The organism is Streptomyces longispororuber, from assembly GCF_014656095.1.
GTDB classification, from domain to species: Bacteria; Actinomycetota; Actinomycetes; order Streptomycetales; family Streptomycetaceae; genus Streptomyces; species Streptomyces longispororuber.
In genome coordinates, this window is sequence record NZ_BNBT01000030.1 from 16,663 (window position 1) to 30,005 (window position 13,343).

A 13,343-nucleotide genomic window follows, 5' to 3' on the forward strand; every position below is an offset into this window, starting at 1 on the left:
CGGGCAACGTTCGTACAAGACCACCGGAGGACTGTGGATGACCGTGACCCTGGCGGACGTGGCGGCTCGTGCCCAGGTGTCCCCCGCCACCGTCTCCCGCGTGCTGAACGGCAACTACCCCGTCGCCGCCGCCACCCGCGAACGCGTGCTGCGCGCCGTGGACGAGCTGGACTACGTCCTCAACGGCCCGGCCAGCTCCCTCGCCGCCGCCACGTCCGACCTGGTCGGCATCCTCGTCAACGACATCGCCGACCCCTTCTTCGGCATCATCGCGAGCGCCGTGCAGTCCGAGATCGGCGGGCCCGGCGGGCGGGCCGGGGGCGAGCGCATGGCCGTCGTCTGCAACACCGGCGGCTCCGCCGAGCGCGAGCTCACGTATCTGACGCTGCTTCAGCGGCAGCGGGCCGCCGCCGTGGTCCTCACCGGCGGGGCCAGTGAGGACCCGGAGCACGTGGCCGCCATCGGCGCGAAGCTGCGGCGGCTGGGGGAGGCGGGGTCGCGCGTGGTCCTGTGCGGGCGGCCTCCGGCCGAGGGGGCGCCGGACGCCGTGGCCCTCACCTTCGACAACCGCGGCGGCGGGCGGCGGCTGACCGAGCACCTGCTGGGGCTCGGGCACCGGCGCATGGGGTACGTCGCCGGGCCCGTGGGGCGCACCACCACCCGGCACCGGCTGGAGGGGCACCGGGAGGCGCTGGCCGCCGCCGGGGTCGCCGACGATCCCCGGCTGACGCTGCACGGGCCTTACGACCGGCGCTCGGGGTACGACGCCACGGTCGAACTCCTGCGGCGCGAGCCGTCGTTGACGGCCGTCGTCGCCGCGAACGACACGGTCGCGCTGGGGGCGTGTGCCGCGCTGCGGGACCGGGGGCTCTCGATCCCCGGGGACGTGTCGGTGGCGGGCTTCGACGACCTGCCGTTCAGCGTGGACGCGGTGCCGGCGCTGACCACCGTGCGGTTGCCCCTCGCCGGGGCGGGGGCGCGGGCCGGGCGGATCGCCATGGGGCGGGAGGAGGAGCCTCCTGGCGGTATTGCCACGATCCAGGGGGAGTTGATGGTGCGGGGGTCCACGGGGGGTGTGGGCTCGGGGGGCTGAGCGATCGCCTGGGCCGGCGTTCTCTGCGGCTGCGGTGCATCCACCGCTTCCTTGTCCTCACTTCCGCCGCGTTCGCCGTTTCCCGCCGTTTGCTTGTCCTCACTTCCGCCGCGTTCGCCGTTTCCCGCCGTTTGCTTGTCCTCACTTCCGTCGCGTTTGCCGTTTCCCGCCGTTTGCTTGTCTTCGCTTCCGTCGCGTTCGCCGTTTCCCGCCGTTTGCTTGTCTTCGCTTCCGTCGCGTTCGCCGCCTCCCCGCCGTTCCGGTACGCCTGGGTCGTCCCTGAGTCGGGGCCGCGGCGGTATGTCCGTCCTCGCCGTCATGTGCGCGGGGCGGTGCCTCGTGCGGGGCGGTGTCGTTGCTGTGCTGCGGGCGGACATACCGCCGCGTCCCCTTCTGTTTCGTCGGCGTCCGACGGTGTCAGTCGGTGATCGCGCGCGAGCCCGCGGCGGTCGCCCCGGCGCCTTCCCGCAGGGCGTGGTCGAGCAGGACCTCCGCCGCCGCCCGCGCGTGCCGGCCGTAGTCCGCGTCGTCCAGCACCATGGCGCGGCTGGCCGCCCCGTCCGCGAGCGTGGCCAGTTGTTCGGCGAGCAGGAGGGGTTCGCGGCAGCCGAGCCGCGTCACCAGATCGGCGATCAGGGCCACCATGCGCAGCTTCTGCTCCCGGGCGTAGGCGTGCACCGCGCTCTCCGGGTCGGGGAACTCCGCGGCGGCGTCGATGAACGGACACCCGCGCACCGGAGCGGCGTCGGCCACCGGCTGGTCGAACAACCTGCGGATGCGGTCACGCGGAGGGATGTCCTCGCGGGTCAGCACGTCCTCCAGGGTGGCCCCTGACAGTACGAGGCCCTGCAAGTGGGCCATGACCAGGTCGTTCTTGGTGCGGAAGTGGGCGTAGAGCGTCCGCTTCGATACCGGCGCCTGTTCGGCGACCTGCTCCATGCCGGTCGCGCTGATGCCCTGGGTCGCGAACAGCCGGGCGGCGGCGGCCAGGATGCGCTCCCGGCCGCCGCGCCCCCGCCGGGGCGCCGTGGCCGTCGTACTCGCGGTCGTGTTCATGGGGTAAGTATACGCGCGCGTTTACTTGGATGAGCCTTTCGCGTTAGGGTGTGGTTCGCATGTAAACGCATGCGTTTACCTTCTGAGGAGTGCCATGAAGTCCGTTGCCACTTACGCGGAGAAGCTCATACGCGGCCGTCACGCGACCCGTGCGTTCCGGCCGGAACCCGTGCCCGAGGACACGCTGCGCAGGATCTTCTCGCTGGCCGGAACCGCGCCGTCCAACTCCAACGCGCAGCCGTGGCAGGTGGAGGTGGCGAGCGGCGCGGTCCGTCAGCGCCTGGCCGGGGCTTTGGTGAGGGCCCACGCCGAACGGCGTACTTCGGTGGACTTCCCGTATTCCGAGGGGATGTACACGCAGGTGCACCAGACGCGTCGGGCGGCGTTCGGTGCCGAGCTGTACGGGGCGCTGGGCATCGGCCCGGACGACCACACGGCACGTGCGGCCTACGACTCGGAGAGCCTGCGCTTCTACGGCGCGCCGCACGTGGCCTTCCTCTTCGTCCACGGTGACGGGGAGACCCGGCTGGCTGCGGATGTCGGCGCCTATATGCAGACGCTGCTCCTGGCGATGGCCGCGTACGGCGTGGACAGTTGCCCGCAGGGGCTGTTGAGCTTCTACGCCGACACCGTCCGCGGTGAACTCGGCGTGGAAGGCGGCAAGTTGCTCGTCGGTATCTCCTTCGGGTACGCGGACGAGGCGGCACCCGTGAATCGGGTGAAGGCCGGGCGGGCTCCGCTCGAGTCGACCACGACCTTCCACCACTAGGCGGCCCCGCCCGCGGCGCGCGGCCTGGGCTGTGTCAGTCGGTGATCGTCCAGGAGCCGGCCTTGGCGTACGTGGAGTCGTGGATGTCCTCCGTGGTGCCGGGGGTCAGGTCGTAGTGGTGGAGGTTGCCCGCCCAGTAGCGCAGGATGCGCGACAGTTCGCGGGTGGTGGTCTCGGGGGTCGCCGCGTCGTCGAGTTCGACCTGGAGGTGGAATCTCATGCCTTCCATCGTTTCATTGAAGTTGCTCTGGGGACTTTTGGTGCGTGATGGCGGTGGGGTGGGGTGGAAGTCCCAAGTGGGTGGGGGGCTCGCGGCAACTCCCACCCGCCTCATCGCGTCGATGAGGGCATGGCCACCATCACGGAGTCCGAGGCCCCTGACTATCCGTGCTGCGGGTACGGCACCGACCTGGAGCGCGACCCTGTGGGCTGTCGAGGGCGGCGCGTCGAAAGCAGTGACGACCGGCAGGAGCCGTACGAGGCGTGTCTGGCCCACCTCGATGACATAGCCCTCCAGGCCTACCTGACCGCACTGCGTCCTGGCAGCGATCTCGACCACCGCGGCACCACCATCGGCACAGCCTTGCTGGAACGCCTGCTGAACGCCCTGCACGCTCCGGACACCGGCCATCCCTCCGTGGGAGCCGCGCGTTTCGACGGGGCGGTGTTCGACGGCGGGGCCCGGTTCGGGAGAACAGCCTTCGCGGGCCGCGCCGAGTTCAACGGGGCGGACTTCCGGGGCCTCGCCGTGTTCGGGGCGGACTTCCAGCGCGAGGCGGGATTCGCTGGGGCAACCTTCCAGAGCGACGCTGTCTTCGAGGGCGCGTCCTTCGCACGCGACGCCGAGTTCGATGGCGCGGTCTTCACGGGCAACGCCCGGTTCACCTGGGCGGCCTTCAAGACGGGTGTCACCTTCGACGGTGCGGTCTTCCATGGCGGGGCCGCCTTCGGCGGGGCGACGTTCCGCGGTGTCACCGACTTCGGCGGGGCGGCCTTCGCCCACGACGCCTGGTTCGACGGGGCGGCCTTCCACGGGGTCACCGTGTTCGCCGGGGCGACCTTTGAGGGTGTCGCCGGGTTCGCCGGTGCGGCCTTGCGGGGCGACGCCAGGTTCGGCGGGACTGCTTTCGCGGACGGTGCCAGGTTCGCCGGTGCTGCGTTTACGGGGAACGCCAGTTTCCGCGGGGCGACGTTCTCCCGCGGCGCCTGGTTCGACGGGGCGGTCTTCCACGGCGCCGCCGACTTCGCCGGTGCGGTCTTCGAGCGCGCTTCCGTGGTCGGGCCGCTGGCCTGCCGCGGGACGGTGGACCTCTCCCGGGCGCATTTCGCCGGTGCGGTGACACTGGAGATCGCTGCGAGCGGGGTCAAATGCTGGCGCACGCGGTGGACTTCCACGGCCGTGCTGCGGCTGAGGCACGCGGCAGTGGGTTTCAGTGACGCCGTGTTGGAATCCCCGGTGAGCGTCAGCGCCCATCCCGTCCCTTTCACCCAGCGGGACGGCGCGCCCTTGGACGAGACCGCGATCGCCCACCGCCCGGTGCGGATACTGGGCCTGCTGGGGGTAGATGCCTCCCACCTGACACTCAGGGATGTCGACCTCACCACGTGCCGGGTCGTCGGCACCTTCCATCTGGACCAGTTGCGTCTGCACGGCCGCTGTCCCCTGGCCCCTGTCCCGACGGGGGTCCGCCGCAGCGGCCTGCTGCCCCTGCGGCACACCACCCGCCGGACCCTGGTCGAGGAACACCACTGGCGCGCGGCCCGCGAACGCGCGGCGGAGGGCTGGACACCGGCCCCCGCCGGCCGTACTCCGCTGCAGCCTGCCGCCTTGGCACCGGTGTACCGGGAGCTGCGCAAGGCATTCGAGGACAGCAAGAACGAGCCCGGGGCGGCGGACTTCTACTACGGCGAGATGGAGATGCGCCGCCACGACACAGAAGCCCCCGCGGCCGAGCGGTTCATGCTCTGGCTGTACTGGGCGGCCTCCGGTTACGGGCTGCGGGCCTCTCGGGCTCTGAGCTGGTTGCTGGCCGCCATGACAGCCACGGTCGTCCTGATGCTCGGCTTCGGACTGCCGGACACGCCGGCCGAGGCCTTCCCACCCGACGCCGGAGTCATCGGCAAGCAGAACCCGGAGCTGCACGCGGCCTTCACCGACCGCTTCACTGCCGCCCGCGCGCAGAAGGCTGCCGATGTCGTCGTGAACTCTGTCGTCTTCCGCTCCAGCGGCCAGGACCTGACCACCGCCGGTCGCTATACGGAGATGGCCTCCCGGCTGACCGAGCCCGTCCTGCTCGCCCTGGCGCTCCTCGCCGTTCGCGGTCGCGTGAAGCGGTAGGGGATCGATCGCGGGCTGTGACGTCCCTCCTCACCATCGGTCACGCTTCGGGGGGCTTTCGCCCGTGGTGTCGGTGGCGTGGGGTGGGCGTCTCAAGTGGGTCGGGATGGGCCGCGCCGGCCGTTTGCGGGGCGGGTTCGGGGGCAGGCCCTCGCCATGAAACTCGCCTTCTCCACGCTCGGTGTGCCCGGCTTGCCCGTCGCGGACGTCCTTGGTCTCGCCACCACGTACGGCTACCACGGTGTCGAGTTGCGGGCGCATCGGGAGGAACCCGTCCACGTCGGCCTCGGGCTCGCCGAGCGGGCCGACGTGGCCGACGCGTTCAAGGCCGCGGGGGTGGCCGTCACCGGGGTCGCCGGGTACGCGCGGGTGGCCGCTCCCGGGGAGGACGCGGCGGTGGTGGAGGAGGTGCGTGGGCTGGTGGAGCTCGCGCGGGACCTGGGGGCGCCGTTCGTGCGGGTGTTTCCCGGGGGCGAGGAGCCGGACGCCGACGAGGTGGCCGCGCGGCGGCTCGGGGTGATCGCCGAGCACGCCGCCGACGCGGGGGTGCGGGTGCTGATGGAGACCCACGACTCGCACCGCACCGGCGCGGACGCCGCGCGGGTGCTCGGCGCCGTGGGGCATCTGCACGCCGGTGCCTTGTGGGACCTGCTGCACACCTGGCTCGGGGGCGAGGACGTCGCCGATACGGTCGCCGCGCTCGGACCCTATCTGGGGTATGTGCAGGTCAAGGATGTCGCCGGGGTGGACGACACCACTCCGCTGGGCCTGGGGGACGGCGTGCTGCCGCTGGCCGAGTGCGTGGACGTGCTCAGCCGGCAGGGGTGGGACGGCTGGCTGTGCTGGGAGTACGAGAAGCGGTGGTACGAGGACGCCGTGCCGCTGCCCGACCTGCTGGGCCGGGGGCGGGAGTTCCTCGCCCGGCTGTTGAGCGAGGCCGGTCAGTCGCCAAGGTAGGCGTGCAGGCGGCTCGCCCCCTCCAGCGCCGCCCGGGAGGTGCGGGTCAGCGTGCGGGAGTGCTCCGCCAGCGCCTCGCGCAGGGCCTCGCTGGAGCCGGTGGCCCGCAGCTCGGCCAGGACCGGGCGGATGCGGGACAGCAGATAGCCGGCCTGGCGGAGCAGGCTGATCACGCGGGCGTCGCGCAGGTCGGCCGCGCCGTAGCGGCGGTGGCGGGTGCCGCGCTCCCGGGCCGGGGCGAGCAGGCCCGCCGCCTCCCACACGCGCAGCGCCGAGGGGCGTACGCCCACGTGCGCGGCGGCCTCGCCGACCGTCAGGGGAGCCCGTGGAGCCGGGGCGGCCTCGCCGGTGACCGCCTCCAGCGCCTCGGCGGTGGCCCGCAGGGCCTCGCGGCGGGCGTGCAGCGCGGCGTGCGCGGCGTCCACCAGGGCGAGGGCGGCGGCGGTGTCGCCCGCGTGCACCGCCCGCAGCACCGCGCGGGCGGTCTCCGCGCCGAAGCCCCTGGCCAGCGCCCGGTACGTGAGCAGGGCGTCGGCGTGCGCCCGGTGGAAGCGGCGGTAGCCGGACGGGGTGCGCTCGGTGGGCGGCAGGATGCCCGCGTCGGCGTAGTCACGGACCAACTGGGTGGACACGCCCGCCAGCCGGGCCAGGTCCACGGGGCGCAGGGCTCGGGTCATACCGGGGTGGCGGGTTCCTTCGTCGGGGCGGGCACCGGTGCAGCGTATGCCTCCTCGGGACGGCGCGCCGGGCGGGCCAGGGACGTGAGGGCCACGCCCGCCACGAGCAGCGCCCCCGCGCACAGTTGCAGGCCGCTCACCGACTCCCCCAGGAACAGCGCCGAGGACGTCATGCCGAACACCGGCACCAGGAGCGTGAAGGGCGCCACCGCCGACGCCGGGTGGCGCCGCAGCAGATAGCCCCAGGCGCCGAAGCCGAAGACCGTCGCCACCCAGGCCACGCAGAGCAGCGCCGCCACCCCCTGCCAGTCCAGGGAGCGCAGCGCCGCGAGGTCGCGGTCCGGACCCTCGAAGAGCAGGGACAGCGCCGCCAGGGGCAGCACCGGGACCGTGCTCACCCACACCATGAAGTTCAGGGCGTCGGGCGGCGCCGCCTTGCGGGTGAGGACGTTCGACACGCCCCAGCAGGCGGCCGCCGTGACGGTCAGGCCGAAGGCGGTCAGCGGGCCCGACGCGCCCTCGTCGACCGCCGCCACGCCGATGCCCGCCAGGGCCACGGCCATGCCCGCGACGCGGACGCGGGAGGGCACCTCCCGCAGGAACACGAAGGCGAACAGGGCCGTGAAGACCGCCTGCACCTGGAGGACCAGCGAGGACAGGCCCGCCGGCATGCCCGCGTCCATGCCGATGAACAGCAGGCCGAACTTCGCCACCCCTAGGGCCAGGCCCACGCCGATCAGCCACTTCCACGCGACCTTGGGACGGCCGACGAAGAACACGGCGGGCAGCGCCGCGACCAGGAACCGCAGCGCCGAGAAGAGCAGCGGCGGGAAGTGGTCGAGGCCGATGTCGATGACGACGAAGTTCACGCCCCAGACGGCGGTGACGAGCACGGCGAGGCAGATGTGGGAGGGACGCATGCGTCGAGGATCACGCCCCGGGAGTGTGTAGCACCAGCGCGGATTTCTACATGATTGGGTTTAGTGCTGCTTAGTTGTGCGGAGGGGTGGGGGTCTCGTGCTGGATCTGGGGCGCTTGAAGGCGCTGCACGCGGTGTCCGTGCACGGGTCCGTGGGGGCCGCCGCGGCCGCGCTCGGCTACACCCCCTCCGCGGTGTCGCAGCAGATCGCCAAGCTGGAGCGGGAGACCCGCACCACCCTGCTCGAACGGCGGGGCCGGGGCGTCGCCCTCACCGAGGAGGCGCTCCACCTCGCCGCCACCGCACGGGAGTTGCTCGCCATCATGGAGCGCGCCGAGACGGACCTGGAGGAGCGGCGCGGCGTCCCGGCCGGGCGCCTGGACGTCGTGGCCTTCGCCTCGGCGGCACGGGGACTGCTGCCCGGCGTCCTCGCCGACCTCGGCCACCTGCACCCGGCGCTCGACGCGCGCCTCACCGAGGTGGAGCCGCACCTGTCGGTCGACCTCGTCGCCAAGGGCGCCGTGGACCTCGCCGTCGCGCACGACTGGGACATCGCCCCGCTGCCCGCGCCGCCCGGCGTCGAACAGGCCGTCATCGGCGACGACTTGTGTGATCTGCTCGTACCGGTCGGCCATCCGCTCGCCGGGCGTGACGCGGTACGGCGGGCCGAGCTCAAGGGCGAGCGGTGGATCTCGCAGCCGGCCGGGCGGGTCTGCCACGACTGGCTGGTGCGCACGATGCGCGCCGCCGGGTGCGAGCCGGACATCGTCCACCGGGCCGAGGAGAACCCGACGCTCATCGCGCTCGTCGCCGCCGGGCTCGGCATCGCGGTGGCCCCCCGCCTGGGCCGGGGGCCGCTGCCCCCCGGCGTGGTGGCCGTGCGCCTCGACCCGCTGCCGGTGCGCAGGCTGTACGCGATGTGGCGGACGGGCGCGGCACGGCGGCCCGCGATCGCCGAGACCGTACGGGCGCTGCGCGCGGCCTGGCCCCGCGTGTGCGCACCCGCCCCGCCGCTCTTCGACGGGATCGGGGTCTGACTCCGCCGTCTTCTCCTCGTCCTCCCCCGTGCCGCCTTCCCGGCGAGCCCGGCCGTGGGGGCGTACCTCCAGCCCCACGGTCCCCGTACGCCCCGACTTTCCGCCGTCCGGACGCCCCGGGGAACCCGGACGGCGGCCCGCTCGTCCAACGAACACGCTGTCGGAGAGTCACCGCGAGGCGGTGTCGGCATCGCTGCTGGCTGCGAACGCTGACCACCCTCTCCGCCGCCCGCGGCCGGCAGCGCGCCGCCACCGGTGCGCCCCCTCCATAGCGCCGGTGGCGGCCCCTTCTCCGCGGGGGCCGGTCCGCGCGGGGGAGGCGGCGGAGCCCTCCGTCGGCGACGGCCCGGTTCCGGCGGGCCCTTGACCCGTCGCACGCCACGGGATAACCGTGGGCAGGTGCCTCACGACTCCCACAGCGCCCCTCAAGCCCCGGCGGACCTCCGCTCCCTCGTGTCCCGTATGACCCTCGAAGAGAAGGTCGGCCAGCTCCTCGTCCTGCACGTGTACGGGCACCACGCCACCGACCCCGACCCGGCCGACATCGAGGCCAACGAGCGGGAGCTGGGCGTCCGCACGGCCGCCGAGGCCATCGCGAAGTACCGGCCGGGCGGGCTGATCTACTTCGGCTGGGCCCACAACACCCGCGACCCGCGCCAGCTCGCCACGCTCTCCAACGACGTGCAGCGCGCCGCCCTCGGGCAGTCGCCCGGCGTGCCGCTGCTGCTGACCATCGACCAGGAGCACGGCGTCGTCGCCCGCGTCGGGGCGCCCGCCACGCTGCTGCCCGGCGCGATGGCGCTGGGCGCGGGCGGGTCCCGCGACGACGTGCGCGAGGCGGCCCGCATCGCCGGGGCCGAACTGCGCGCGCTCGGTGTCCGCCAGAACTACGCGCCCTCCGCCGACGTGAACGTGAACCCGGCCAACCCCGTCATCGGCGTACGGTCGTTCGGGGCCGGGCCCGACGCCGTCGCGGACTTCGTGACCGCGCAGATCGAGGGCTACCGCGCCGCCGGGATCGCCTCGGCCGCCAAGCACTTCCCCGGCCACGGCGACACCGAGACCGACAGCCACAGCGCGCTGCCGACCATCCACCACAGCCGCGAGCAGTGGGAGGAGCTGGACGCCCCGCCGTTCCGCGCGGCGCTCGCCGCCGGGGTCGACGCCGTGATGACCGCGCACCTCGTCGTCCCCGCCCTCGACCCGGCGATGGAGCCGGCCACGCTCTCGTACCCGATCGTCACCGGCGTGCTGCGCGAACAGCTCGGCCACGACGGTCTGATCGTCACGGACTCGCTGTCCATGCAAGGTGTGCGCACCACGTACGGCGACGACCGGGTCGCCGTGCTCGCCCTCAAGGCGGGCGTCGACCAGCTCCTGCACCCGCCGCGGCCCGAGCTCGCCCGGAACGCGGTCGTGGAGGCCGTGCGCGAGGGCGAGCTGAGCGAGGAGCGCCTCGACGCGTCCGTGCTGCGCGTCCTGGAACTCAAGGCGCGGCTCGGCCTCTTCGAGGACCCGTACGTGCCGCTGGACGGCCTGGACGAGGCCGTCGGCGGTGGCGCCCACCGCGCCGCCGCCGACCGCATCGCCGAGGGCACCACCACGCTGCTGCGCGACGACGGCGGCCTCCTTCCGCTGTCCCCCGACCGCCACGTCGAGCTGCTCGTCGTCGGCGCCGACCCGGTGTCGCCGACCGGCACGACCGGGCCGCCGACCGCCGTCCTCGCCACCGCGCTCGGTGAACTCGGCTTCCGGGCCGAGGCGGTGAGCACCGGCATGGAGCCGTCGAAGGAGGCCGTCGAGGCGGCGGTCGCCGCGGCCGCGGGCCGGGACGCGGTGCTCGTCACCACGTACGACGTCACGGCCGGGGACGCGCAGCACGGCCTGGTCAGCGCGCTCGCCGCGACCGGCGTGCCCGTCGTCACCCTCGCGGTCCGCACCCCGCAGGACCTCCCCGCGGCCGCCGCGGCCCTCGCCACCTACTCCTGGACGGACGTCGAACTGCGCGCCGCCGCCCGCGTCCTGGCGGGCCGCGCCCGGCCCCGGGGCCGCCTGCCGGTGCCCGTGCCGCACCCGGACGACCCCGGGCAGGTGCTGTACCCGATCGGCCACGGACTCTCGTACGAGCCGTACGCCACCGCCGACTGACGGGCGTACGGGCGGTACGCCGCCCGCGCCCGGCGCCGCCGCCAACGAGCGCAAAGCCCCCGGAGCGCCTGGCGTGGCCCCGCCCGCCGGGGTCACGCTGGGTGCACATGGCCGGGGAGCGGGGGGCTGCCATGCGGGCGACCGGGGCGACGGCGGCGTGCGGGGGCGCGCTGCTGGCCGCCGCCCTGCTCCTTACGGGGTGCCAGGGCTCCGGCGCCTCCCGGGCGGCCTCGGAGAAGCCGGTGCGCACCGTTGGGCCCGTCGGCACCAGCGGGGTGTTCCTCGGCGCCGACGCCTGCGCGTCGCGGGGGCGCGAGCGGGTCACGGAGGTGCCGTGCGGCAGCGAACGGGCCGCCGCGCGCGTCATCGCCCGCCACGCCGGGCGCGTCGGCGAGGGCCCGGCCTGCCCCGCGCGCACCGACTTCGTCCTGCACATCAGCCAGGCCCGGCCGGCCGCCGACGAGGACGGGGACGGCGAGGTGCCGCGGGGCTACGCCTGCATGCGGAACCTGGAACCGCCGCACCCCGGGGACCCCGGCGGCGGGGGCGGGCCGCGCACCGTCGCCGGTGACTGCGTGTACGGGTCCGGGCGGGGCGAGGTACGGGAGACCGCCTGCGACGGTTCGGGGCGGCGGCGCCCGGAGTACCGGGTGGCGGCCGTCGTCCGCGCGCGGGCGGCGTGCGCGCCGGGCACGGACCTGTACGTGGCGGTGGGCGGGACCCGGCCGGTGGGCTGTGCGGTGCGGCTGCCCTAGCGGGGGCTCCACGACGTCGAACGCCGGAGAGGCTGGGAACAGCCTCTCCGGCGTTTGAGGAGCGGGGGCCCGGGGGCGGAGCCCCCGGTTCGGGAAGGGGTGGGCCTGGGGCGCCCCCGCGCGGGCTACGGCCGCAGCGTGTTGTGGCGGTCGCGGCGCTCGCGGTCCAGCTTCGCGTCGTACGGCGCGGGCTTCGCCGCGGGCACGCCGGCCCAGGCGAGGATGCGCTGCGTGGCCTTGGCCTTGTCGGCGGCGGTGAGGCCGGCGACGTTCGCGCCGTGGTTGGCGCCCGGCGCCGTGAAGACGTGCGAGTCGTGCTTGGCCCCGCGGGCGGGGCGGAACGGCTCGGCGCCCCACGGGTCGTTCTCGCCGTACACGAACATCATCCGGTGGGAGTGGGTGCGCACCCAGCGGTCGACGTCCTTCATGGCGTGCTTCTGGAAGCGCATCGGGATCTCACGCGGCACGAAGTTCCGCGGCGGCTGGTAGCCGTAGCGGCTCAGGCCGACCAGCCAGGGCTGCTCGATGTCGGGCGAGCCGAGCTGCGTACCGGCCTGGTAGTAGTACGGCGTGTAGTACTCCAGACCCTGGTCGGTGTAGGAGGACCAGCCGCCGACGCGGTCGATCCAGTCGAAGAGCTCCTGGTCGCTCGCGCTCGCCGCGGCCGGCACCTCGGCGCAGGCCGTCGTGGACTGCTGGTACTGCCAGAAGCCCCAGTTCACGTCGAGGACGACGGCCTCGAAGGCCTTGTCGAGGGTGCCGACGGTCTTGAAGGTGTAGTTGTTCTCGGCCGCGTAGGCGGCGTACTTCTTCTTCAGCGGCTTGCGGCGCTCCAGCGCCTCGCGCTGCGCGGCCTCGAGCTTCGTGCGGCACTCCTTGGTGCCGACGGTCTCGAAGAAGCGGTCGTAGGCGGAGTCCTCGTCGTTGTTCACGTCGTTCGGCGCCACGTAGGCGACCACGCCGTCCATGTCGCGCGGGTAGAAGCGCTCGAAGTACGTGGCCGTCATGCCGCCCTTGGAGGCGCCGGTGGACAGCCACTTCTTGGTGTAGAGGGGCTTGAGGGCCTTGAAGATGCGGTGCTGGTCGCTGGCGGCCTGCCAGATGTCGAGCTTCTTCCAGTCCGCGGGGTCCGGCCGCGAGGGGCTGAAGAAGCGGTACTCCATCGACACCTGGTTGCCGTCGATGATCCGGGTCGGCTCGGAGCGGCCCGGGTTGGTGTTCAGGCCGTAGCCGGAGGTGTGGAAGACGGTGGGGCGGGCGGTGTCCTTGTGCAGCACGGTGATGCGCTGCTGGAAGGTGCCCTTGGAGGGGTGCCGGTGGTCGACCGGCTGCCGGTAGTTCAGGACGAAGAAGCGGTAGCCGTCGTACGGCTTCTCCTCGATGAGGCTCATGCCCTTGATCGCGAGGAGCCGGTCCTTGATGTCGGTCGTGGCGGCCGGTGCCCCGGAGCCGGTGGCGGGCGTCCCGGCCTCGTCGGCGGTGGCCACCGTGGTTCCGGTGTAGCCCGCGGTGCCTATCAGCACCGTGAGCGACAGCACCCATCTGAGCGCCTTGCGCATGCGTCCTCCCCTGTCGGCGCGGCGGTTCCCCGGAA

12 protein-coding genes are annotated in these 13,343 nt (G+C 73.7%); 7 read left to right on the forward strand and 5 right to left on the reverse strand.

Annotated elements, in window-relative coordinates:
* Window positions 1-37: 37 nt before the first annotated feature.
* Window positions 38-1,093: a LacI family DNA-binding transcriptional regulator gene (locus IE330_RS12770; protein ID WP_190136068.1), complete on the forward strand. Its 1,056-nt coding sequence runs from the start codon at window positions 38-40 to the stop codon at window positions 1,091-1,093.
* A gap of 417 nt (window positions 1,094-1,510) precedes the next feature.
* Here IE330_RS12770 and IE330_RS12775 read toward each other — a convergent pair whose 3' ends face one another.
* On the reverse strand, window positions 1,511-2,149 hold the full coding sequence (locus IE330_RS12775; RefSeq protein ID WP_190136069.1) for a TetR/AcrR family transcriptional regulator: 639 nt from the start codon (window positions 2,147-2,149) through the stop codon (window positions 1,511-1,513).
* A gap of 94 nt (window positions 2,150-2,243) precedes the next feature.
* On the opposite strand from IE330_RS12775, the gene IE330_RS12780 reads away from it, so the two are divergent.
* A complete protein-coding gene (locus IE330_RS12780; protein ID WP_190136070.1) occupies window positions 2,244-2,918 on the forward strand; it encodes a nitroreductase in 675 nt (224 codons plus the stop codon).
* A gap of 34 nt (window positions 2,919-2,952) precedes the next feature.
* On the opposite strand, the gene IE330_RS12785 is transcribed toward IE330_RS12780, so the two are convergent.
* Window positions 2,953-3,138, reverse strand: a complete 186-nt coding sequence (locus IE330_RS12785) for a hypothetical protein (protein ID WP_190136071.1) — start codon at window positions 3,136-3,138, stop codon at window positions 2,953-2,955.
* A 129-nt stretch (window positions 3,139-3,267) separates the two neighbouring features.
* Here IE330_RS12785 and IE330_RS12790 point away from each other — a divergent pair, with 129 nt between their 5' ends.
* Together IE330_RS12790 and IE330_RS12795 are read left to right on the forward strand one after the other, a co-directional pair.
* Window positions 3,268-5,256, forward strand: coding sequence for a pentapeptide repeat-containing protein (locus IE330_RS12790; protein ID WP_190136072.1), 1,989 nt, complete (start codon window positions 3,268-3,270; stop codon window positions 5,254-5,256).
* 156 nt (window positions 5,257-5,412) lie between these two features.
* Entirely contained in the window at window positions 5,413-6,213 is an 801-nt protein-coding gene (locus IE330_RS12795) for a sugar phosphate isomerase/epimerase family protein (protein ID WP_190136073.1), read from the forward strand.
* Here the strand turns inward: IE330_RS12795 and IE330_RS12800 are convergent.
* Together IE330_RS12800 and IE330_RS12805 are read right to left on the reverse strand one after the other, a co-directional pair.
* Complete coding sequence (locus IE330_RS12800) at window positions 6,198-6,890, reverse strand: MerR family transcriptional regulator (RefSeq protein ID WP_190136074.1); 693 nt, start codon at window positions 6,888-6,890, stop codon at window positions 6,198-6,200. The genes IE330_RS12795 and IE330_RS12800 overlap by 16 nt on opposite strands.
* Window positions 6,887-7,810 (reverse strand): EamA family transporter, encoded by a 924-nt coding sequence (locus IE330_RS12805; protein WP_190136075.1) that lies wholly within the window; start codon window positions 7,808-7,810, stop codon window positions 6,887-6,889. The genes IE330_RS12800 and IE330_RS12805 overlap by 4 nt, the downstream gene beginning before the upstream one ends.
* A 97-nt stretch (window positions 7,811-7,907) precedes the next feature.
* Here IE330_RS12805 and IE330_RS12810 point away from each other — a divergent pair, with 97 nt between their 5' ends.
* The 3 genes from IE330_RS12810 (at window position 7,908) to IE330_RS12820 (ending at window position 11,749) form a co-directional block, all read left to right on the forward strand.
* Window positions 7,908-8,846: a LysR family transcriptional regulator gene (locus IE330_RS12810; RefSeq protein WP_190136076.1), complete on the forward strand. Its 939-nt coding sequence runs from the start codon at window positions 7,908-7,910 to the stop codon at window positions 8,844-8,846.
* 255 nt (window positions 8,847-9,101) lie between these two features.
* Window positions 9,102-10,994, forward strand: coding sequence for a glycoside hydrolase family 3 protein (locus tag IE330_RS12815; protein ID WP_373314631.1), 1,893 nt, complete (start codon window positions 9,102-9,104; stop codon window positions 10,992-10,994).
* Between the two features lie 107 nt (window positions 10,995-11,101).
* Window positions 11,102-11,749 carry a hypothetical protein gene (locus IE330_RS12820; protein ID WP_229925593.1) on the forward strand — a complete coding sequence of 216 codons (648 nt, stop codon included), beginning with the start codon at window positions 11,102-11,104 and terminating at the stop codon, window positions 11,747-11,749.
* A 125-nt stretch (window positions 11,750-11,874) separates the two neighbouring features.
* On the opposite strand, the gene IE330_RS12825 is transcribed toward IE330_RS12820, so the two are convergent.
* Window positions 11,875-13,308, reverse strand: a complete 1,434-nt coding sequence (locus IE330_RS12825; RefSeq protein ID WP_190136078.1) for a S28 family serine protease — start codon at window positions 13,306-13,308, stop codon at window positions 11,875-11,877.
* Window positions 13,309-13,343: the final 35 nt, after the last annotated feature.

Coding starts and splice junctions, on each gene's coding strand:
- IE330_RS12770 (WP_190136068.1), top strand. CDS start 38: ATGACCGTGACCCTGGCGGACGTGGCGGCTCGTGCCCAGGTGTCCCCC.
- IE330_RS12775 (WP_190136069.1), bottom strand. CDS start 2,149: ATGAACACGACCGCGAGTACGACGGCCACGGCGCCCCGGCGGGGGCGC.
- IE330_RS12780 (WP_190136070.1), top strand. CDS start 2,244: ATGAAGTCCGTTGCCACTTACGCGGAGAAGCTCATACGCGGCCGTCAC.
- IE330_RS12785 (WP_190136071.1), bottom strand. CDS start 3,138: ATGAGATTCCACCTCCAGGTCGAACTCGACGACGCGGCGACCCCCGAG.
- IE330_RS12790 (WP_190136072.1), top strand. CDS start 3,268: ATGGCCACCATCACGGAGTCCGAGGCCCCTGACTATCCGTGCTGCGGG.
- IE330_RS12795 (WP_190136073.1), top strand. CDS start 5,413: ATGAAACTCGCCTTCTCCACGCTCGGTGTGCCCGGCTTGCCCGTCGCG.
- IE330_RS12800 (WP_190136074.1), bottom strand. CDS start 6,890: ATGACCCGAGCCCTGCGCCCCGTGGACCTGGCCCGGCTGGCGGGCGTG.
- IE330_RS12805 (WP_190136075.1), bottom strand. CDS start 7,810: ATGCGTCCCTCCCACATCTGCCTCGCCGTGCTCGTCACCGCCGTCTGG.
- IE330_RS12820 (WP_229925593.1), top strand. CDS start 11,102: ATGGCCGGGGAGCGGGGGGCTGCCATGCGGGCGACCGGGGCGACGGCG.
- IE330_RS12825 (WP_190136078.1), bottom strand. CDS start 13,308: ATGCGCAAGGCGCTCAGATGGGTGCTGTCGCTCACGGTGCTGATAGGC.